The following is a 20,613-nucleotide window of genomic DNA, read 5'->3' as shown; positions in this document are numbered from 1 at the left end:
ACTTAGCCGTCCGGCAGCGGCGTATCTGGGGCAGAAAAGATATCCGGGTTCGCTAGTCTCAAGTAACTCGCGGCCTCAGGCGACATTTTTTGCCAGGGGCCGTCCACCAGCTCTTTGAACACTTTGACCAGCCGTTGGTTCACGTCTTGGGACAGCTCCTGCATTTCTTCAGTGCGGCTGAGAAGCATCAGCGTGCGGCATGCTTCTGGCGGCGCAGGGAAAATCGAAAGATCACGTAAAGCTGCAGGTGTCTGATAAAGACACAGGACAGAAGTTACGGCCCAGCCATAACCGACCTGAACAAAGCGCAGCAGGCTTTGGCTTGAATCAAAGCTGAAGGCTGGCTCGTCATCCGCTCCCAGTTGCCGCGCAATCCTGGCTGCGCGCACTCCGAACTTTGTGGTCGGCGCATAGGCGATCTGCGGGTCGGTGACGACAAAGTCTTCCGGCCGCTTGCGAGGCAGCGAGGCGGGGTAGACCAGGACATAAGGATCTATGAAGATTTTGGCCGGGTTCACATAACCAAGCGTGTCATAGGGCGGGCTGTCGACCATCAGATCGAAGCTGCGCCCCAATAGCGCGTCATCCGCCCATGGGGAGATCCCCGCGCTCAACTCCACCGACTCCGCAAGAGAGGCCGCTACTGAAAGGAATTCAGCCCCCATTGTGCAGGACATGCTGTCCGGCATCGCAATCCTGAGCTTCTTGCGGCTGACATTCGGTGTCGAGCGTACGTGTTCGACCAATCTCACCAGATCCTGCAACTGGCTGGGCAGCCCTTCCGCAAGACGCTTTCCTGCCCGGGTCAGGCGGATCGGCCGGGTGTTCCGCTCTATCAGCAAAACACCCAAAGCTGCTTCGAGCCGCTGCAATTGCTGAGAAAGCGCGGGTTGAGATAAGTCGCATTTTGCGGCCGCTTCGGTGAGACTGGCCGAACCGGCAATGATGCAGAAATTCCGCAGGAGCGAAAAATCCGGAAGCTGGTCCGAGGGCTTGCTGCGGCTCATCTGTCTACCCCACGAATGATCATCCTTGCTGGAGCACCGGCAATGGTTTCTGAAACATGCTCCTCGAAGGATCTCAGAACAGAGCAGGCCAGTCCGGCCATTCTGTGCCCTGCAGCAGTTACAGGATCTGGCTCAGAAACTCTTTCGTGCGCGGATCTTTGGCGTTGTCAAAGAAGGTTTCAGGTGAGCCGTGCTCGACGATCACCCCTTTATCGGTGAAATAGATGTGGTCAGCCACTTCACGGGCAAACCCCATTTCATGTGTTACCAGGATGCAAGTCATCCCATCCGCCGCCAGATCCTTAATGGTAACCAGCACTTCCTTTACGGTTTCCGGGTCCAGCGCTGCGGTCACCTCGTCAAACAGCATGACATCAGGACGCATCGCCAGGCTGCGCGCGATGGCAACCCGCTGCTGCTGGCCACCCGACAACTCGCCGGGATAACTGTGCTCTTTGCCTTCCAGCCGAACCTTTTTCAGCAACGCGCGCGCGCGTTCCTCGACCTCGGTCTTGTTTTCCTTAAGCACTTTTACCGGTGCCATCATCACGTTTTCCAGCGCGGTCTTGTGCGGAAACAAGTTGTATTGCTGAAACACCATTCCGACTTTCTTGCGCAGCTGTAGCCGATCGAGCTGTGCGTCATGCACTTCCTGGCCTTCAACAGTTATCGAACCGCCCTGGATATCGTTCAGGGCATTGATGCAGCGGATCAGCGTCGACTTGCCGGACCCGGACGGGCCGATGATACAGATCACCTCTCCTTTCATGATGTCCATGCTGACACCTTTGAGGATTTCAATTTGCCCAAAGGATTTGCGCACATCCCGGATGGAGATTATCGGCTGATCAGATGTCCAAGTATTCATCGTCCGGACCTTTCAGAGTTTGACTGCAAAGCGCTTTTCCAGCGCGATTGTGATGCGGGCGATCGGGTAGCAATAGGCAAAAAACAGCACCAGCGCGTACCCGAAGAACGGCACCAGAAGCTCAGGCCGGTTGTTTTCGGCCTCCATTGCCTGGCGCGAAAAGGTGATGATTTCGCCGACCCCCAAAAGCGAACACAACGGGGTCGCCATTGTCAGGATGGCATACCAGTTCATCCACGGCGGGATCATGCGTTTGAAGCATTGCGGCAGAATGATCTGCCACAGGGTTTGCGTCCTGGAGAAGGACAGCGCTTCGGCCGCTTCCCATTGTGCCGACGGTACAGACATCACAGCTCCGCGCACAATTTCGGAGATGTTCGCCATAATCGGAAGGGACAATCCGATGACAGCCTTCATCCAGGCTGGGACGGGGATCACCAGGCCGAAGATTTCGATCTCAAACGGAAAGGCCAGCAGCACGATAAACAGGATTACCAGCCAAGGCGCATTGCGGAACAGCTGGGTAACTCCCCAGCTCAGCCGCCGAAGCCAATTGTTCTGGGAAATCTGACCAAGCCCCAAAGCCGCTCCGGCGAAGGTACCGATCAGCATTGAAAAAACCGAAATCACGACATTGAAAACAAAGCCCTGAAAGGTCAGAAACGGTATCCAGCGCCAAAGAGCCGCAAAGGCATCACCCATGCCATGGCTGGCGGTTTGAGCAAGAGCCAGGGTCGGCCAGGCCAGCAACATCAGCAGGATGAACTGCGGTGGGATGCTGGCCAGCCAACGGACCAGAAACATCTCGTCGTAGGTTCCACCGGAAAGGACATAGGGTTTCAGGACCGGCAGATCGGTGCCGGCCGGGCCGGTAATGCCCGGAAGGTTGTTACTGGCCATAGCCCGGTATCCTCATCTTGCGTTCCCAGGAGTTCATGCCAAAGACCAGCACCCCGACCAGGCCCAGGTAGACAACGAAAAGAAGCAGCATTGTCGGGTTCTGCGCCGATGGGAAATCGTTCCAGACAGAGACGCTTTCATACAGCAGCTCCGGCACGGCGATGGCAAAAGCCTGGGTGGTGGTCTTCACCAGGTTTACGAGGTTGTTGTTCAGTGCCGGGATTGACACCCGCAGTGCCAGCGGGAAGACCACATTGGTAAAGGTTTGTGTCCGGCTCATCCCCAGCGCTTCTGCGGCCTCGCGGGTCGAATAGGGCACGGCTTCGATCCCGGCCCGGAAGATTTCGACGTTGAAAGCCCCCGCAAAAAACGAAAGCGAAATGATAGCCCAGCCGGCAGCTGAGATCACTGGCACCTCGGTCCAGCCGTCGGGACCGGTTACCACGGGCGTGAACTGACCCAATGCAAAGTAGAAGAACAGCAGCTGCACCAGCGGCGGTGTGTTCCGGAAGAACTGGATATAGCCTTGAACACCCGCGCGCAGGATGCGGTTGCGGGCCCCTTGCAGCCAAGCTCCTGCAATGCCGATCACCAATGAAAACAGCACACAGGCAAAGCTGAGCTTCACTGTCATCCACAGGCCGGACAGTATGCGTCCGGCCTGTTTCTCGTCATAAAGCCAGATGAAATTCCAGCGCGGGAAATCCTCGGCAAGCTGCACAAAAAACGCTTCGAAACCAGTCATGCCGACGGTCTCCCCTATGGCCAATGCTTATTCTGCAACCGGGTCCGCCAGTTTGGCGTTCAGGTTCTGCAGGTAGGCCGTCGGTTTGATGCCCCATTTGGTTTCCCACTCGATCAGGCTGCCATCCTGATGCCAGCCGTACTGCATGCCGGTCATGAAACGGCCAAAGACACAGCTTTCTTCGCCCTTCGGAACCGCCAGGCCCCAAGGGCTGTCGTCTTCGGAGGCCAGCGGCATTTCGAAGTCTGCCCATTCGCCGGAAGCAATTGCCGAGCCGATAGAGGAATCGTCATAGACGAAGGCAACACATTTCTTGTCACGCAACGCCTGGCGAGCTTCGGCGGACCCGCCAAAGGCTACGATTTGGGCGCCGTATTTGTCTTCAATAATCTGATTGTAGAACGCACCTTGCACGCCGCAGACCGGTTTGCCGTTCAATTCATCCCAAGAAGAGAACCCCAATGCCTTCGGGGCGAGGATATTGGTGCCCGACGTATAGTAATTCGGGCCGACAATTCCGACGATTTCACGGCGGTCGGCGCGGTCGGTCATGGTGGCAATCATCAGATCAATCTGACCCTGCTCCAGAAACTGCATCCGGTTCGAAGCGACGACGGGGGTCAGTTCCAGTTCAACGCCAAGTGTCTCAGCAACATCCTGGGCCATGTCAATTTCCATGCCGACAATCGAGCCGTCAGTGTCCCGGAAACCCCAGGGCTTGTAGTCTGCTTTGACGCCGACAACGATCTTGCCGCGCTCCTGAATCCGGTTCCAGGTGTCATTGGTACATTCCGCGGCAGTGGCTGCAATCGGTGTCAGAGCAACGCTGGCCAGGGCTGTGGTGGCAATCAGGTGTTTCATGTTTCTCTCCCTTTCTCGTCTGCCGGATGGTTAACAGCCGAAAACTGTTCAGCGTGAGAGACGAAAAAGTTCCCCTGGCACCGGAACTTTTTTGACAGGCTGCCTGCTTGCCTGACCTATGCGCGCACGGATACTCTGGCACTGGCGCGTAACCAGCGGTGGATGACTGATGAACCGGCTCTTGCAGATCGTGACTTCTATCTGCCTGCTTGGCATCATGATGCACCCTGTCCGGGCAGAAACTTGGGTGGTCGGATCCATGGAAGGCTTTGCGCCCTTCAACTACTCAATCGAAGGCGAATACTCGGGCATTGACGTACAGATCCTGAACGAGGCTGCAGAACGGATCGGGGTCACCCTGGACCACAGGCCGCTGCCCTGGAAGCGCGCCTTGCTGGATTTCGAGACTGGCCAGCTTGATGCCGTCTTTCAGCTGGCGCCGACGCCTGAGCGTTTTCAGAAATGGAACATGGTCGGCCCTCTGCGCCGGACGCGCACTGTTTTCGTGACTTTGAAAGATTCCCCGATCCAGGATGTCCATACGCTTTCGGACCTGGACGGCCTCGTTGTAGGTGTGGTTTCAGGATTCACATACGAGGCGGGTTTCGACCATTACCAGCCGCTGCAACGCGAAGCCTCGCTGGATGATTTCACCAATCTTCGCAAGCTGCTTCTTGGCCGTTCTGATCTGATTGTCGGTGGCTACGAGACACTGCATTATGTAGCCAGTGAACTGAATGCGCTGGACAAACTGAAGTTTCTGCCGACCCCTTTGGCGGAGCACGCCCGCTATATCGGTTTTCACCGCTCGCCGGAAGGCGATGATATGGCTCGCCGCCTGCAGGCTGAACTGGAAAGGATGCAGGCAAACCGGATCCCGCCTGAATACCTGCACCACTATTTCTCGCGATGAGGCTAAAACTAAAACCTGCAGGCATCACACGTAAAATCGCGCTCGCTGCTGCGCTGCTGGGGGTTTTATCCGGCCTGTTTCTGGGCGTGTATACCCTGCTGGCGGAACACTCCCTTAGAATTGGGGCGGCGCGGCTAAATGCCGACCGGATCATCCGGGCCACGCTGCCGCAGATTGCCGGGGCATATTGGGAGGTGGACGTTCCCGCTGTCCGCGCCATTTTGAACGGCCTGCTTGAAGATCCGGTCATCCTGAGCGCGCGTATTGACGACCCGCTTCTGACCGAAGCGCAGCGCGACAGCAGCGGCTTAATCGACCTGTCCGTCTCGCGCCAGCCGCCGCCGGCGCCGCCCTGGCTGGGCATCCTGTTTCAGCCCGGCAGCCAGGCGGAGGAGCTTTCCTACGTCTTGACCAACCCGCGGGACGGCAGTGAGATCGGCCGGCTGGCGCTGGAGTTGGACTTTCGCCCGGTTCAGGAAGATATGGTTGCCCGCAGCTATGTCGTGCTCGGCTCAAGCATTCTGCAGACCCTGCTGGTGACGGCTGTTATTTTCCTGATTGTGCAATTGATTGTTATCCGTCCTCTTGCCCGGCTTCAGGCGGCTGCTCTCAGAGTGCGTGATGGGTACTCGTTCCAACTGAAAGGGCGCGACCAGCGAATGTTCGATGTAAGCAGGCAGGATGAGATTTCCCGTCTGGCCCGTGCATTCCGGCGCACAGTGACTGAACTTGAGGCCAGCCGCGATAATCTGCAGGGGCTTGTGGACGAACGTACCCGCGAACTGCTGGTGGCGCGCAACGAAGCAGTCGAAGCCTCTCAGGCCAAGTCAATCTTTCTTGCCAACATGAGCCATGAGCTGCGTACACCGCTCAATGCGATTATCGGATTGTCCGGCATTCTTCTGCGGGACGGTCAAGGCAACACCGGTACGCGCAACCTGACTGATCTGATCGCCGCCGCCGCGCAACTGTCGGAGAACATCGACAGTATTTTGGACCTCTCCAAGATCGAGGCCGGGGAACTGGTGCTGGAGCAAGTCTGGTTCCGTCTTGATGATCTTCTGGACGATGTGCTGATTCAGACAAGAGCTCTGATGGCTGGCAAACCAGTGCTGCTGACCTGGGCCTACGCCCCGGATCTGCCTGAAGAGGTTTGTGCGGACCCTCTGCGTCTGCGGCAGATCATGGTCAACTTTGCCTCCAACGCGGTGAAGTTCACTAAAGAGGGCGAGATCCGCCTGCTGGCTGCATATGATAACGGCGCTCTGCGCCTGGGCGTGAGAGACACCGGAATTGGAATCTCCCCGGAACAGATCGAAGGCATCTTCAAGGCTTTTGGGCAAGCCGACAGTTCAACCACCCGCCAGTACGGGGGAACCGGGCTTGGCCTGTCCATTGCCCAAAGGCTTGCGGACAGGATGCACGGCAGGCTTCTGGTGGAAAGTGAGCCTGGCAGGGGGGCTGAGTTTGCGATCCTTCTGCACCCGCCAACCCGGTCCGCGCCCCGGCAAAACGAAGCCGCGGATCTGATCAAGGTTGAGGGCACGGAGGGACCGGTCCGGCAGCTTCAGATAATGGCAAACCGGGCGGCGGCAATCATCGTCGGCCCAACACCGCCGGTCACGGTCACCGTCACAGCGGCCCATGCAACATTTTTTATACAGTCTTCGGGCAGCACGGAACGCAAACGTCTTGCTTTCCCAATCACCCATAGGGAACTGGCTGCAGTTGTTTCGGAATTGCAAACCGGCGGCAACCCGAAACCACCAAAGGACGACATCCTTGCCGACCTGGATGTGCTGGTGGTGGAAGACAACCCAGTCAATCTGGCCGTCATTGTTTCGCTGGTGGAAGCACTTGGTGCCGCGGTGCGCACAGCAACGAACGGTATCGAGGCAATGGAACAAGCCGCAGAGGCGATGCCGGACGTGATCCTGATGGATCTGCATATGCCTGTGATGGACGGGTACCGTGCTCTGGAGAATCTTCAGAGCAGGTATCAGGCAAGTTTGGCGCCTGTGGTCGCCGCAACGGCCAACGCCACGCAGGAAGAAGCCGAGCGCTGCACAGCCGCCGGCTTTGCCGGGTTTATCCCTAAGCCGATCGACCCTTCGCAGTTGCGCAGTCTTCTGGCCGGCCTTTGCGGCAGCAATCAATTGCTGAAAATTGATCAGGAAAAGGGGCTGTTTTACGCGGGCGGCAACCGGCAGCACTATGAAGCTTCCCTGCGTCGGTTTTATGCCAGTTTGGGTGAATGGTCTGCAGGTCTGGCTGCCCAGGGCGACAGGCCGGAAGGCCCGGGCGTGGCCAATCTCCTTCATGTCATCAAAGGGGCAGCCGGCACGGTGGGGGCCGGCAGGCTGGCGGAACTTGCGGCGGGCGCTGAGACCGGAGTCGTCTCCATCGGAATAGTGGAGCAGGCCCTGTCCCGGATGCTTGCGCAGTCCGGCGCATGGGGCCCCATCTATGCACATGAATTATCGCTTACTCCGGAAAGGCTGAACTGGATTGCTGCACTTGTCAGGAACCGTGACATTCAGGCCCTTGAAGAAGTACAGAATACAGGATCAGGGGATCTTCCCGGCTCTGCCAGGGCGGCACTTCAAAGCCTTTGTGCTGCCTTGACGGCGCTGGACTTCGAAGCGGCTGGTCAAATTGCGGAACAGCTCGCTCACGCAATTCACGACGATTGAAACTGTCCGATATCGGCACACATCCGGGCCAGTAGCTGCTCGGCTTTCTCGAGCCGGTCTGCCCGCCGTGCCAGCAGTTTTTCCAAGGCCGTTTTCGCCTGGCGCAGGTCAACATGGCTGCGGATCCGGGCGCGCAGAACGGCGGGCACGATCGGCCGCGTGATAAAGTCGCAAGCGCCCATTTCCAGGCCTTTGGTTTCATCCATCGGATCATCGAGACTGGTCAGGAATATCACCGGTGTATCAGCAAGGCTGGCCGTGGATTTGATTTGCCGGCAAACCTCGTAGCCATCCATATCCGGCATCCTGATGTCCAGCAGGACCAGGTCTGCCAGCTCCCCCGCGAGAAAAGACAGGGCTGCTTTGCCGGAGGTTTGCGGAATAATCCGGTAAGCGTCCCTCAGCAGGCCGTGCAAGTGGTGAATGTTTTGAGGCGTGTCATCAACCACAAGAACCGAAGGCAGTTCCTCATCATTTTCCGGAAGGACCGCGTCTTCCGGTTCAGTGCCATTGCCGACTTCTCCGGCCAGTTCTTTGGCCGCAACTGCAATTGCGGTGAGATTGGGTGACACCGTCGCAAAGAAGCGCGCTCCGGCGGCCCCCATGAGCGCCCGGTTCGCGTCCCTCTCAAACAGAGAAATGCCAAGATGGCTTTCCAATGTCCGGATCTGCCGGCTGACAGCCTCGCGGGAGACATTCAACTCTTCCGCGGCAGCGGTAAAACTGCCCAGGCGGGCAGCAGCTTCAAACGCAAGCAGAGAAGTCAGGGGCGGCAAGTGGCGTTTGAGCTGTTTCATGCTTTGCGTTCCGGAATGCTATGCATCTTGGACCGGAGGTTACGGCCGCTGTTTCATTTGTTACCGTGTAAGACTGGTCATTGAACAGGTGTTGCAGAAATATCCTGCCTTTTTGATGCTTTCAATTGGCCGCTCAGCCACGTTCACAAAGATCTTGCTCGCGGCGGTTGAACAATCTGCAAGTGGTGTGAGCAAGACCGATCCCAGTTCCCTACCCAGAGGAAAACATAAGAGTCGAAAAAGTGAAAGACTGGTGCGAGTGTGGGCTTTCCACGGGCATAAAATCAATGGCTTATTGATGTCTAGATGGGCGTTGTTGCACAAATCGGGTTCCGACCGCAGTTCCCCTTTCCCCGGGGCGGATTTATCCTACGGAAACTGTGACAGGTATCCCAAGCGCCGTGTAGCCGTTCAGTACGGCGATACGAACCTGCAGCTCGGCGACTTGGCGTTCGAAGTCTTTTGCCATCAGGGATTGGCCGAGCAGCTTGATGCAGTTCATTTTTGACTCAACCCGGCTCCTGCGGTGATATCCGCTCCACCGTCGCCAGATGGCGCGGCCGAGATACTTCGAGGCGCGCAGGGCTTCGTTTCGTGACACTGCGCCCGGGCTCGTTGGCTTCCAGGGCTTGGCGTTCTTGCGGGGCGGGGTGACAGCGGCGGCACCACGGGTGGCAATCGCCTCGTGGCATTTGCGCTTGTCGTAGGCCCCGTCGGCGGTCACGGAACCGATCTCTTCGTCTGCCGGGATTTGGTCAAGGAGATCAGGCAGAATGGGCGCATCACCGATGTGAACCGCACCGGGTTTGCCGGAGGCTGATTTCAGTTAGTTACGCGGCAATGCCCTCAGTTTCCAGAGCGGTGTAGAAATTGGCCTCTGCTTCTGCCGGCGGGATGTTCCCAATGGGTTCGAGCAGGCGGCGGTTGTTGAACCAATCCACCCATTCGAGTGTTGCGTATTCCACCGCCTCGCAGTTGCGCCAAGGGCCGCGGCGGTGAATGACCTCAGCCTTGAACAAGCCGTTGATCGTCTCGGCCAGGGCATTGTCGTAACTGTCTCCGACGCTGCCGACAGAGGGCTCGATACCAGCTTCTCCCAACCGCTCTGTGTACTTGATCGACAGGTATTGGCTGCCGCGGTCGGAGTGGTGAACAAGCCCCATCGCCTTTGTCGGCCGCCGCTCGTGAACAGCCTGCTCCAGAGCATCGATAACGAACCCGGCATGCGCCGAGGTGCTGACACGCCAACCAACGATCTTGCGGGCATAGGCATCGATAACGAAGGCGACATAGGTGAACCCCTTCCAGGTGGCAACATAGGTGAAATCGCTGACCCAGAGCATGTTGGGCGCGGGCACACGGAACTGCCGGTTCACCTTGTCCAGCGGGCACGGGGCCCTTTTGTCGGGCACCGTGGTTTTGTGCGGCTTGCCCCGGATGATGCCTTGCATACCCATGCTCTTCATCAGCCGGGCGACCGTGCAGCGGGCAACAGTGAAACCCTCCCGCTGCAATTGCCGCCAGATCTTCCGCACGCCATAGACCCGCCAGTTCTCTTCGAAAATACGCAGGATCTCGGGCCGCAATGCCGCGTCACGCCGGGCACGGTCCGACAACCGGGCCGGATTGGCCCGCTTCGCCAGATGCTCGTAATACGTGGAAGGGGCAATCGGCAGGACAGTGCAGATCGGCTCGACCCCATGCTCACCGCGATGCATGTCGATAAATGACACCATCACTTCGACCGGCGGTCGAGCTCCGCCATCGCAAAATACGCCGATGCCTTGCGGAGGATCTCGTTCGCCTGGCGCAGTTCGCGGTTCTCCCGCTCAAGCGCCTTCATCCTGTCGGCGACATCAGTTGGAACACCCGCCCGCTTGCCGCTGTCGACTTCCGCCTTCTTCACCCACTCATTCAGCGTGTGCGCCGAACAGCCGATCTTCGCAGAGATCGACATGATTGCCTGCCAGCGGGAACTGTGCTGGCCCTGGTTGTCCAGCACCAGACGCACCGCACGCTCGCGGACCTCAGGAGAATACTTGTTTGTTGTCTTGCTCATTGTGACTTCATCCTACTCAGGAGTTGAAGCCTCCGGCAAACCCGGTGCGGTTCACTGCTCCATTCAGGCCAGTCAAACTCTCGCGGGCGGTTCTACCGGCTTCTAGGAGGCTGTTTTCAAGACTTTCCTCGAGCTCTACTTCCACCCTTAGTCGCTGAAAGTGCTCCATGTACTTTTCAGAGGCAACGACGACTTTCCTGATTTCCTCGGAGTAGTGGCGGTTACCTTCGAAAACGGTCAGGTCATTTCCGTCTCTGATGATCTCGGCAATGTTAGACTGAACCTCGTCGGCATTTTCGGAGCTTCTAACCTCACGGAACTTAAGAGCTGCGATCCTAGCCTGAAACAGATCCTCCACAAAGTCACTAATCGCGATGTTTTGCTTGGCGGTTGACCTGTACTCTTTGTAGCTGCCTCCTAGATCTCTCACAGCAAAAAGCGAGAAAGATGCCACAACAATAAGCAACGCGGTGATTGCTGCAGATCCTAGATTGATACGGTTGGTGATGGATACGGAGCTTAACATCATAAATTCCTATACTGAACTCGCCCATTAGCTGATCGCGCCGGTAACCACGCGCAACTAAGCGGCATGATTTTTCAATCGCACCAAAATGATAATTTTTCCTGACTTTGCGGCTGGATTTAGGGGAAAAATTCATGACCAGAACATGACAGCGGCCGCTAAGGCACATGCGGACAGAAATACCTCCGGGCATCTGTCGAAACGCGTCGCGATGCGGCGCCAGTCCTTGAGTCGGGCAAAGCTGTTCTCGATCTTGTGGCGCTTGCGATAGCAGGCCTTTTCGTGTGGGGTCGGGAGCTTGCGGCCTATCTGCGATGGGATACACGAATCGATCCCCCTGTTTTCAAGCGCCTACCGATACCAGTCTGTGTCATTTCCCCGATTGTAGTCGTCGCGTCAGGCAATGTCCGCTTTCGCGACAGGGATGCGTTGCAGCGAGAAGATCGCTGGATGTACAATGCGCTGCTGCACCAGAAAAGAGGGGAAAGCCAAGGTCGGTTTTGTCCGGCATCCCGTTCGTTCGATGATGGTTGGTGGCTGCACGTGCGGCGAAGGTCTGTTCCTGCCATCGCTCATGCAGCGTAGGGTCGCCGGCCGGATATCAGATCCCAAGACTTTGCAAAGGGCGCTTCCTGCGCTCCACGGCCTCCGGTGCTACCCGCAGCATCCCGTGAAGCAGTTCGGCCCTGCCGAGCGTCCGCTTCCGGGAATTTGGCCCCAGACCTTTGCACCTGCGGCGATACCAGCGCCGGGCCTGGCACGACCGTCTGCTCTGGGCTGCCTGGCCTCGTCTGGTAGAAGCGTCCTGGTGAAGTTTCGCTGCAACCCTGCCGCCGCATTGCCGCAAGTCGGCAGTGAGCCCACAGCGGAAGTGTCAAAATCTTGCTGCGCGCGCTCGCAGCACGAAAATCGCCGCGACCGCATCATTTTCGGCTTGGCTCCGCGGCGTGAAAATCAGCCGTTCATACATGTCGCAGCGAGGAAGAGAGCCCGGTTCTGCAGGTTGCGGGACAATGCGGCCACTCGCCTGTTTGGAGGCAAGGGCTGCAGGCGGCCCGAAGCCGACCTCCGGCCGTTGCATGGCCGAGAAGAGTACGCTTGCAGGTCGGGCGGAAAGCAGTCTTTCGCTGCATGTGCGAGCGGGCCACTTTTTGATGCAGCTTGGCAGACATTTAGAATGTATCGATTTACAGTTCCCACGAAGAACCAACAAACTTCCCTTTCCAAAGCGTACTACGCTGCTCTTCCCCTTGAGCCTCAACCATTCCGCGAAACGAAATCTTCATCGGTGCAGACTAAAACAAGGATCCTACTTGTCTGCCGGGCTTCGAAGAAATGCAGAAACTGCCTGAAAATAAGGTGTCCCGCCCTCTTTCCTTAGAGCTTGCGGCGTTTCTTGCCCATCTTCTGGCATTGGCGCTTCCGCTGGTCATTATTCAGATCTTCGACAGAGTAATTCCGAACAAGGGATATGCCACCTTGGCAGTCCTTCTGGCATTTCTGCTGACTGCCGCAGTTGGTGAAACGGTGCTTAGAGCTGCATCCGCAGCAGTTGCTGCCAATGCAGCTGCAAAATTTGAAATCCACACCATTGATCGTCTGGCTTATCTGACTTTGTTCAAGCGGCGAACAGCATCCGAGCCACACGATCCGGTTGAAACGCTTGGCCACTTCGACACGATCGAACGCGTCCGCGCGCTGTATGCATCGGAGGCGCGTCAGTCGCGTTTCACTCTTCCATTTGCAGCTGTTTTTGGAACGGCTTTCGCTTTGATTGCGCCCGGCTTGATCTGGGTACTTTGCTTGGCGCTGGCTGTCGTAATGCTTGCCCAGTTGGGTTTGCAGCGCATGGACAAGGCCAATCAGGAGCTATCTGAAAAGACCAAGCGGAGCGCTGCCTTTGTCAATGAGGCTTTTGACAGCTTAGAAACGATCAAGGGCATGCATGCGGAGCCCTTTTTGGCCCGGAGACATGAAGCCCTGGCGCTCGGGGCTGCAAATGCTAGGGAAAAAACAACGCTCGCAAAAGGCACTCGGCGTGCTCTGACTGAAACTGCGGCAAGTTCCGTTCCAATTCTCATGGCCACCGCCGGCACTTATGCTGTTGTCAGCAATCAGATGACTGCAGGCGCCCTGGCCGCAGCAATCTTGCTCTCAGGCAGGATAATCCAGCCCTTGCTGCGGGCTCAAACTGCCCGGGAAGCCCGGTTTGCGTTGCGTCCAGCAGAAAAAAGCCTCGAAAAGTTTCTGTCCCAGCCGCTGCCTGTTCTGGGGGAAAACACTCCCGGTCCTCTAGAGACGCTGAAGGCAAAAGACCTCTGCGTGTATTGCTCTGAAGGCAGAGTCCTTCTGGACAATGTGTCCCTTGATGTTTCAGCTGGGGAGACCGTTGCGATTACCGGTCCCTCGGGCGGCGGGAAGTCAACCCTGCTGCAGGCTCTGACAGGGCGGCTGCTGCCGGACAAGGGCGAGGTGTTTTGGAACCGCAGCCGGATTGGCGATTGCGATCCGCGCCTTATCGGGCAGCGCATGCAGCTTTTGCAGCAGCATGCCAGGCTGCCGGACAGTACTGCTCTGGAGTTAATGACAGCGGGTGATCCGGACCGGCTCCAGGAGGTTCTGAATATCTGTTCTGATCTTGGAATGCAGAAGTCATTTGCAGAACACCCAAATGGAATGAACGCCCGGCTGGATCAAACTGGTTCACAGCATTTGCCGACGGCACTCATCCGCCGCTTGCATATTGTGCGCTCCCTGGCACTCCAGCCGGACATCATAATTTTTGACGAGGCAAATGGCGGGCTTGATGCAGAGGCGGATAGTTTGCTGAGGGATTATTTTGCAGCCCACAAAGGCAAGTTCGCCTTGATACTTGTTTCGGCAAGACCGTCATACATCCGGCTCGCTGATCGTGTTTTGACTATGCGTGGGGGCCGGTTGGAGCAAGTCTCAGCATCAGAGGCGTCCGTTCAAAGGGCGCAAAGTGCATGAACTCAGTCACTGCAAGTTCCGACTTCTATCGCGATCAGGCCTTGGATCAATTCGAAGGAGCGATCGCGCAAGGGTTGCTGCCGGGTGTGGGAACACAGGATCCGATGGTGGCTGCGTTCCTGCGCTGCCTTGAGATTTTGGAATGGGTGCAGTCCGGCGTAGGATTGTTTCACTCGATGCCCCACTTCTCTGGAGCATTTTCGATTGAGGACTTGCGCAACGCCTTCTATCGACTGGGGGTGGAAACCCGGCAGACCCCGGCCACCTCTCAGGCGCTTCGAACCGGAACAGGTCCGGTTCTACTGATTGACGCAGCCGGATACCCCTACGTCGCTTCAAATGTTGAACAGAAGCGCGCAGTGGATCCTGTTTCCGGCGAACTTAGGGCATCCTTTACAAGGCCGGGTGACGTACTTGTAACCTTTCACCGGCCTGACGAGCTTGCTGAGCAGCCGTCTTCCTGGTTCAAATCACGCCTATCAGCGATGAGGCGGGAGTTCCTGCGCCTGCTGCTGACCAAACTGGCGATCGCGGCTATTTCGATAGCCTCAGCATTCGGCATTGTCGGCATGTACAGTGTTGTGATTCCGACAGGAGCTCTAGATACGCTGTCGGCAATCGGACTTGGCCTGGGGTTGGTGATTGTCAGCGATCTTGCATTCCGGCGCATCCGTGCTCGTACTGCTGCGCGTATCGCAGCCCGGTTGGACTATTTAGCGACTACAGAAATTCTTGCCAAAATCCTGTCCTTGCCGATGGACCGTCTAGGTCAGAGCAGTGTTGCGGCGCAAGGGGCGCGAGCCAGGCAGCTCGCGGCGACACCCAGTGCTTTGACAGGTTCAGCACTTGAAGTTTGTTTTGATATCCCAATTGCAGTTTTACTGCTGGCGGGGCTCGCTTTCTGGAGCTGGCAACTGGCGCTTATTCCGTTGGCTGTTTGCCTGTTTTGCGCCGTTCTGGCCTGGGCGACCTACCCTTCGCTCAAAGCCCGGTCCAGCGAAGCCCGCAAGGCGCGGGCGCATTATAACGGCCTCGTGCATGAAGTCTGCCATGGCATTGGCCAAATTCACGCAAACGGCCAGGAGGATCATTGGTTGGCAGCAGTGGCCCGGGCAGGGCGTGCCAATTCCAGAGCGCAGCAACGGGTTGCCGTTTTGCGGCGCACGCTTGATGCCGTTGCGGCCTCCGCGACTCCTGTTGCTGGAGGGCTGATCGCAGTGGCAGGTGCGCTGCTTGTCATGAAAGGCCAGATAACAAACGGATCTCTTCTGGCTGCTATGGTTATCAGCTGGCGTGTACTGGCCCCTATTCAGAGTGCCTATCAACTCCTTAGCCGTGTGTCGGACTTCCGCAGCCAGATCAAGCAAATCGACGCGCTTATGAAGCTCCCGGACGAGCAGGAACAGAAAGCTGCGCCGCAAAAATTCGATGTCGACCGGTCAATAGAAATCCGCCGCGCCGTCAGCCGCTATCCAGGCTCTTCCACAAATGCATTGAGCGGGATCTCTTGCAAGATTCCTGCTGGCAGTTTTGTAGTTGTGACTGGCCCGTCGGGGGCAGGAAAGAGCACTCTTTTACGCTGCATCAACGGACTGTCCCCGCTCCGGGCAGGGCAAGTTTTGATCGGCGGAGTGAACAGTCATCAGCTGCCGGTAAGTGCCTTGCGCGGCCTGGTCGCACATGTTCCGGAGACACCAGCGTTGATTCATGGCACCGTGGCGCAGAATCTGCGGCTGGGTAAGCCCTCTGCGACGGACGGCGAATTGGAAGAACTATCTGCTGTCTTTGGGCTCTCTTCCTTTCTAGCTAGCTTGCCTGACGGCCTTCAAACACGCCTGACCGCCGCGCGGCAGGCCACGATCCCTCGCGGAACCGCACAGGCGCTTGCAGTAGTTCGGGCAGTTTTGCGCGAACCGAGGGTCCTGCTCCTGGATGATCCTGCAGATGCGATGGATTCCGCACTGGAAGCCGCTCTCATGAATTGGCTGACCCGTCAGCGGGGCGGCCTGACAGTGCTGATGGCCACACACCGTCCCAGCCATGTGCGGGCGGCCGACTTCGAACTCAAACTCCGGTCCGGAATTGCGGCCGGTTTTGGCAAACCCGAAAGATGAGCACATGCTAAACCGCATTCTGCCTTGGAAAAGCCGGTACAGTGACAAGAAACTTGAGAATGATCTCATGCAACGCCGACTGGCGATTGCCGGCCCTCTTGATGAACCACATGACGATGGGCTCTCCCGTTCTCTGATTTTCTGGATCGGAGGCGCCTTTGCCGCAGCAATCGCTTGGGCCGCGTTGACGCCAGTTTATGAAACGGTTGTGGCTGAAGGACTGGTTCTTCCACTGGATGGCTCACGCCCGGCGCAGCATTTGGAAGGAGGGGTCGTAGAGCAGGTTCTGGTGAGAGAAGGTGACACAGTGGAAGCAGGCCAGGTTCTCGTCCGGATAAATGTGGACGAAGCCAGAGCTGCCCTCGCAGGGCTTCATACACGCCAAGAGACCCTGCATGCGGAGGCAACCCGGCAGCAGGCCGTGCTTTCAGGCGGGACTTTCCTGGAGAATTCAGGCGGGCCCTGGGCGGACCAGTCTTATGTTTTCAGCATGCAGGAACGTGTTGCCTCTGCTGAAAACCGTATGCTGGCTTCACGTGCCGAACTTGCCAGAGTGGAACTGGAAACTGCGCGCAGTGAGTTAGCCGAACTTAAACATCAGGCGCAGCTTGCACAGGCGTCACTCAGACGGATGGAACAGCTTGCGGCAAGCGGCAGCGCAAGTGCTGCAGCACTGGATGACAATAAACGCGTACTGGCCTCTATTCGCAGGGAAGTAGCTGAAACACGCGGCGAAGCTGCCTCGGCGGCTCTCAAGCTTGACCAAGCGGAATTGGCCTTGGTCCAGCGTGAAGCTGAAAGGCTGGAGCTTGCAGCTCAGAGGCTTGCTGAAATCAATTCAGAGCTTGCCAGCCTCGAAAAGGAGGTTGCCCGCCTTAGTCCTCGCATAGACCGCGAAGAGATACTGGCACCGGTTGCAGGCAGAGTTCAGGACATGACAGTCGCCGACCCGGGACAGGTGGTTGCTGCTGGCGCGGTTATCGCAACGGTGGTCCCCGTCGCGGGTGAGATGTTCGCGGAGCTGGTAGTCCCGGCTGACAGGATCAGCGACATCACTCCGGGGCTCCAAGCGGTGGTCAAAGTGCTGACTTATGATTTTGCGCGTTTCGGGGGCATACCTGCCGAGGTTACCCATGTCTCTCCTTCCAGTAATGTGGATGAACAGGGGGAAGCACGTTATCGGGTTAGGTTGAGACTTCTTGCGCAGGAGTCCGCGAGTTTTGCGGATTTGCCATTGAGGCCTGGAATGTCTGTCACCGCCGATCTCCAGACGGGACGGAAGACTGTTCTGGAGTATTTCTTCAAGCCTTTGCGTGTTTTGCGGGATCGCGCCCTTACTGAGGCGTGAGAACGCATACTGCCCCTAATGGGGAAAATAATTTAGCGAACACCCTCATTAAGGGTTTATTACACTGAAAATGAAATAACTTTAGACACGCAGTAATTGCCGTGCTGTGGAGCACAGGAATGGCCAACACCAACAAAAATTCAGGTCAGAACGCCGGTTCTTCTGCTCAGGAAGAACACGGACCCGGTTCAAAGGGTCAACAGGCACCTGATCAGCATAACCTCCAATCCGTGACAGAAACATCGGGCTTTTCGGTTAACGTTGGAGCTCTCCGAGCGTATTTCACTGAACAGGTCCGTGCTTTCTCAGACAGGTTCATTGAGGGAAAGGCAAAGGCTGTAGAAAACACTTCTGCCGATAGCAGTGAGCAATCACCGCCTGAAGGACAGGCCTTAGTTGACGGCGAGAAGCAAGGCCCCGGCGGCTCCCGGAACTCAGGGAGCAATTCCAAAGGTTTCGACCAGGGAAATGAAATTGAAGCACCGATTTCAGGTCGTTCAGGTATCGAAGCCGGACAAGAAAAGGGATCGCCTGTTGCAAGCGAAAATCCGGATGTGTCCTTTGCCGCTGATGAAATCGCGGCACCCCTTACACAGCACAACAGCCGTGGCGATTCTGACCAGCTAGAAGACGAGCCCGCTGGCAACGACGGCGGCACTTCCGAGCCGGAGGATGAACCCGCTGGCGATGGCGGCGGTACTTCCGAGCCGGAGGATGAACCCGCTGGCGATGGCGGCGGTACTTCCGAGCCGGAGGATGAGCCCGCTGGCGATGGCGGCGGTACTTCCGAGCCGGAGAATGAGCCAGCTGCCGATGGCGGCGGCACCTCGGAACCGGAGGATGAGCCTGCTGGCGATGGCGGCGGCACTTCCGAGCCGGAGGATGAGCCCGCTGGCGACGGCGGCGGCACTTCCGAACCGGAGGATGAGCCTGCTGGCGATGGCGGCGGCACCTCGGAACCGGAGGATGAACCCGCTGGCGTCGGCGGCGGCACCTCTGAACCGGAGGGTGACCCTGCTGGCGATGGCGGCGGCACCTCGGAACCGGAGGATGAGCCCGCTGGTGAAGACGGCGGTACTTCTGAACCGGAGGAAGACCCCGCTGGCGACGGCGGCGGTACTTCCGAACCGGAGGATGAGCCCGCTGGCGATGGCGGCGGGACCTCGGAACCCGAGGATGAGCCCGCTGGCAACGACGGCGGCACTTCCGAACCTGAGGATGAGCCCGCTGGCGACGGCGGCGGTACTTCCGAACCGGAGGATGAGCCTGCTGGCGATGGCGGCGGGACCTCGGAACCCGAGGATGAGCCTGCTGGCGATGGCGGCGGTACTTCCGAACCGGAGGATGAGCCCACTGGCAACGACGGCGGCACTTCCGAACCTGAGGATGAGCCTGCTGGCGACGGCGGCGATACTTCCGAACCGGAGGATGAGCCCGCTGGCGACGGCGGCGGGACCTCGGAACCCGAGGATGAGCCCGCTGGCAACGACGGCGGCACTTCCGAACCTGAGGATGAGCCCGCTGGCGACGGCGGCGGTACTTCCGAACCGGAGGATGAGCCCGCTGGCGACGGCGGCGGCACTTCCGAGCCGGAGGATGAACCCGCTGGCGACGGCGGCGGCACCTCTGAACCGGAGGGTGACTCTGCTGGCGATGGCGGCGGCACCTCGGAACCGGAGGATGAGCCCGCTGGTGAAGACGGCGGGACCTCGGAACCGGAGGATGAGCCCGCTGGTGAAGACGGCGGTACTTCTGAACCGGAGGAAGACCCCGCTGTCGATGGTGACGACGGCAATAACGGCCATGGTAATGACGCCGATGGTCATGATGACAGCAATCCCGGGAAGGGATCCGGCAAAGGGAACAAGTCCGGGCAGGATGATAGCGATGACGGCAACAACGGCCATGGCAACGACGCCGATGGTTATGACGACAGCAACCCCGGGAAGGGGGGCGGTAAAGGAAACAAGTCCGGGCAGGATGATGGTGACGACGGCAACAACGGCCATGGCAACGACGTCGATGGTTATGACGACAGCAACCCCGGGAAGGGGGGCGGCAAAGGAAACAAGTCCGGGCAGGATGATGGTGACGACGGCAACAATGGTCATGGCAACGACGCCGATGGCTATCACGACAGCAATCCCGGAAATGGAGGAAGCCTAGAAGAAGGTCAAAACTCCTCCAGTTTGCACTCAGATGATGAAGACGAGTTCGAACTCGAAGAAAGTACAGACTGGATGGATGCTATAGTAGAAGGAACCGATGAAAACGGGTCTGATGCGGCAGTTAACTTGTCTGATGATAGAGAGGGAGCGGAAACGTTCTGTGACGACCTAGACTTCGATATGGATAGTTCAGATGCAATCAACTGGTAGAGAAAAGCGGAGAGCTTCAGAAGCCGCCTGAGCAAATCTGGTTGAAGCTGGTATGAAAACCAAGTGGCTGACACTGTGCAAACCCGACACTGAACTAATCCTCTGGACGTGGCTGCAGCGAGTAGCGGCAACTCAGCTGAAGTGTCGGTGGGCTTGAAATGCTCCACTTGAATGCGAATGCCGCTTCGGGGCGGCCTGCTGTAGCGATGAGACATCCGATCAATGGCAGCCCTGGGCCAGTCAGGTCAGAAGGGCGAACACGGTTCGCAACTTTGCAGCGGCAGCTTTCTGGGCTCCGCATCCCTTCGTGTCAGTCGCAGCACTTGAAGCTTTGGGCTCTGACTGGGCAATCGCCGCACCAAGTGTGAATGACGGCAGGCAGCCCAAACAAGACATTCGAGCCAGGCGCAGTG

At 57.8% G+C, this 20,613-nt stretch carries 14 protein-coding genes, 2 pseudogenes and 1 other annotated feature; of the genes and pseudogenes, 6 read left to right on the top strand and 10 right to left on the bottom strand.

Annotation, left to right across the window (positions count from 1 at the left end; translation table 11 throughout):
- Window positions 1-2 precede the first annotated feature (2 nt).
- The 5 genes from WLQ66_RS17010 to WLQ66_RS16990 all read right to left on the bottom strand — a co-directional run bounded on the left by WLQ66_RS17010 (window position 3) and on the right by WLQ66_RS16990 (window position 4,381).
- Window positions 3-1,007, bottom strand: coding sequence for a LysR family transcriptional regulator (locus WLQ66_RS17010; RefSeq protein ID WP_340547514.1), 1,005 nt, complete (start codon window positions 1,005-1,007; stop codon window positions 3-5).
- Window positions 1,008-1,125: 118 nt separating this feature from the next.
- Window positions 1,126-1,875, bottom strand: a complete 750-nt coding sequence (locus WLQ66_RS17005; RefSeq protein ID WP_340547513.1) for an amino acid ABC transporter ATP-binding protein — start codon at window positions 1,873-1,875, stop codon at window positions 1,126-1,128.
- A gap of 12 nt (window positions 1,876-1,887) precedes the next feature.
- Window positions 1,888-2,775 carry an amino acid ABC transporter permease gene (locus WLQ66_RS17000; protein ID WP_340547512.1) on the bottom strand — a complete coding sequence of 296 codons (888 nt, stop codon included), beginning with the start codon at window positions 2,773-2,775 and terminating at the stop codon, window positions 1,888-1,890.
- Entirely contained in the window at window positions 2,765-3,520 is a 756-nt protein-coding gene (locus tag WLQ66_RS16995; protein WP_340547511.1) for an amino acid ABC transporter permease, read from the bottom strand. The genes WLQ66_RS17000 and WLQ66_RS16995 overlap by 11 nt, the downstream gene beginning before the upstream one ends.
- A gap of 27 nt (window positions 3,521-3,547) precedes the next feature.
- Window positions 3,548-4,381: a transporter substrate-binding domain-containing protein gene (locus tag WLQ66_RS16990; RefSeq protein WP_340547510.1), complete on the bottom strand. Its 834-nt coding sequence runs from the start codon at window positions 4,379-4,381 to the stop codon at window positions 3,548-3,550.
- Window positions 4,382-4,550: 169 nt separating this feature from the next.
- Between WLQ66_RS16990 and WLQ66_RS16985 the strand changes: the two genes are divergently transcribed.
- Together WLQ66_RS16985 and WLQ66_RS16980 are read left to right on the top strand one after the other, a co-directional pair.
- Complete coding sequence (locus WLQ66_RS16985) at window positions 4,551-5,294, top strand: substrate-binding periplasmic protein (protein ID WP_039152133.1); 744 nt, start codon at window positions 4,551-4,553, stop codon at window positions 5,292-5,294.
- Window positions 5,291-7,987 (top strand): hybrid sensor histidine kinase/response regulator, encoded by a 2,697-nt coding sequence (locus tag WLQ66_RS16980; RefSeq protein ID WP_340547509.1) that lies wholly within the window; start codon window positions 5,291-5,293, stop codon window positions 7,985-7,987. Before WLQ66_RS16985 ends, WLQ66_RS16980 begins: the two co-directional genes overlap by 4 nt.
- Here WLQ66_RS16980 and WLQ66_RS16975 read toward each other — a convergent pair.
- From WLQ66_RS16975 to WLQ66_RS18830, 5 genes and pseudogenes are all read right to left on the bottom strand, one after another.
- On the bottom strand, window positions 7,975-8,784 hold the full coding sequence (locus WLQ66_RS16975; RefSeq protein ID WP_340547508.1) for a response regulator: 810 nt from the start codon (window positions 8,782-8,784) through the stop codon (window positions 7,975-7,977). The two genes, WLQ66_RS16980 and WLQ66_RS16975, sit on opposite strands and share 13 nt — an antisense overlap.
- 364 nt (window positions 8,785-9,148) lie before the next feature.
- Window positions 9,149-9,577: pseudogene (locus tag WLQ66_RS16970) on the bottom strand (IS5 family transposase); the annotation flags it as partial.
- A 37-nt stretch (window positions 9,578-9,614) separates the two neighbouring features.
- Window positions 9,615-10,843, bottom strand: a protein-coding gene (locus WLQ66_RS16965) for an IS3 family transposase (RefSeq protein WP_340546359.1) whose coding sequence is annotated in 2 segments (ribosomal slippage) — window positions 9,615-10,555 and window positions 10,555-10,843 — 1,230 coding nt in all. Because the reading frame shifts where the segments join, the coding sequence is not laid out codon by codon here.
- Window positions 10,446-10,562 (bottom strand) — a sequence feature (AL1L pseudoknot). It overlaps the preceding gene by 117 nt.
- A gap of 16 nt (window positions 10,844-10,859) precedes the next feature.
- Window positions 10,860-11,369 carry a hypothetical protein gene (locus tag WLQ66_RS16960; RefSeq protein WP_340547507.1) on the bottom strand — a complete coding sequence of 170 codons (510 nt, stop codon included), beginning with the start codon at window positions 11,367-11,369 and terminating at the stop codon, window positions 10,860-10,862.
- A 132-nt stretch (window positions 11,370-11,501) separates the two neighbouring features.
- Window positions 11,502-11,705, bottom strand: a pseudogene (locus WLQ66_RS18830) (transposase); the annotation flags it as partial.
- Between the two features lie 999 nt (window positions 11,706-12,704).
- Here WLQ66_RS18830 and WLQ66_RS16955 point away from each other — a divergent pair.
- The 4 genes from WLQ66_RS16955 (at window position 12,705) to WLQ66_RS16940 (ending at window position 20,200) form a co-directional block, all read left to right on the top strand.
- Window positions 12,705-14,360, top strand: coding sequence for an ATP-binding cassette domain-containing protein (locus WLQ66_RS16955; RefSeq protein WP_340547506.1), 1,656 nt, complete (start codon window positions 12,705-12,707; stop codon window positions 14,358-14,360).
- Window positions 14,357-16,474: a peptidase domain-containing ABC transporter gene (locus tag WLQ66_RS16950; protein ID WP_340547505.1), complete on the top strand. Its 2,118-nt coding sequence runs from the start codon at window positions 14,357-14,359 to the stop codon at window positions 16,472-16,474. Before WLQ66_RS16955 ends, WLQ66_RS16950 begins: the two co-directional genes overlap by 4 nt.
- A 4-nt stretch (window positions 16,475-16,478) precedes the next feature.
- Entirely contained in the window at window positions 16,479-17,822 is a 1,344-nt protein-coding gene (locus WLQ66_RS16945; RefSeq protein WP_340547504.1) for an HlyD family type I secretion periplasmic adaptor subunit, read from the top strand.
- Between the two features lie 554 nt (window positions 17,823-18,376).
- Window positions 18,377-20,200, top strand: coding sequence for a hypothetical protein (locus WLQ66_RS16940; RefSeq protein ID WP_340547503.1), 1,824 nt, complete (start codon window positions 18,377-18,379; stop codon window positions 20,198-20,200).
- The last annotated feature ends 413 nt before the right edge of the window (window positions 20,201-20,613 follow it).

The organism is Phaeobacter sp. A36a-5a (genome assembly GCF_037911135.1).
GTDB lineage: Bacteria > Pseudomonadota > Alphaproteobacteria > Rhodobacterales > Rhodobacteraceae > Phaeobacter > Phaeobacter bryozoorum.
The sequence above is the reverse complement of the archived record's forward strand: the minus strand, read 5'-3'. Positions and strand labels throughout refer to the sequence as shown.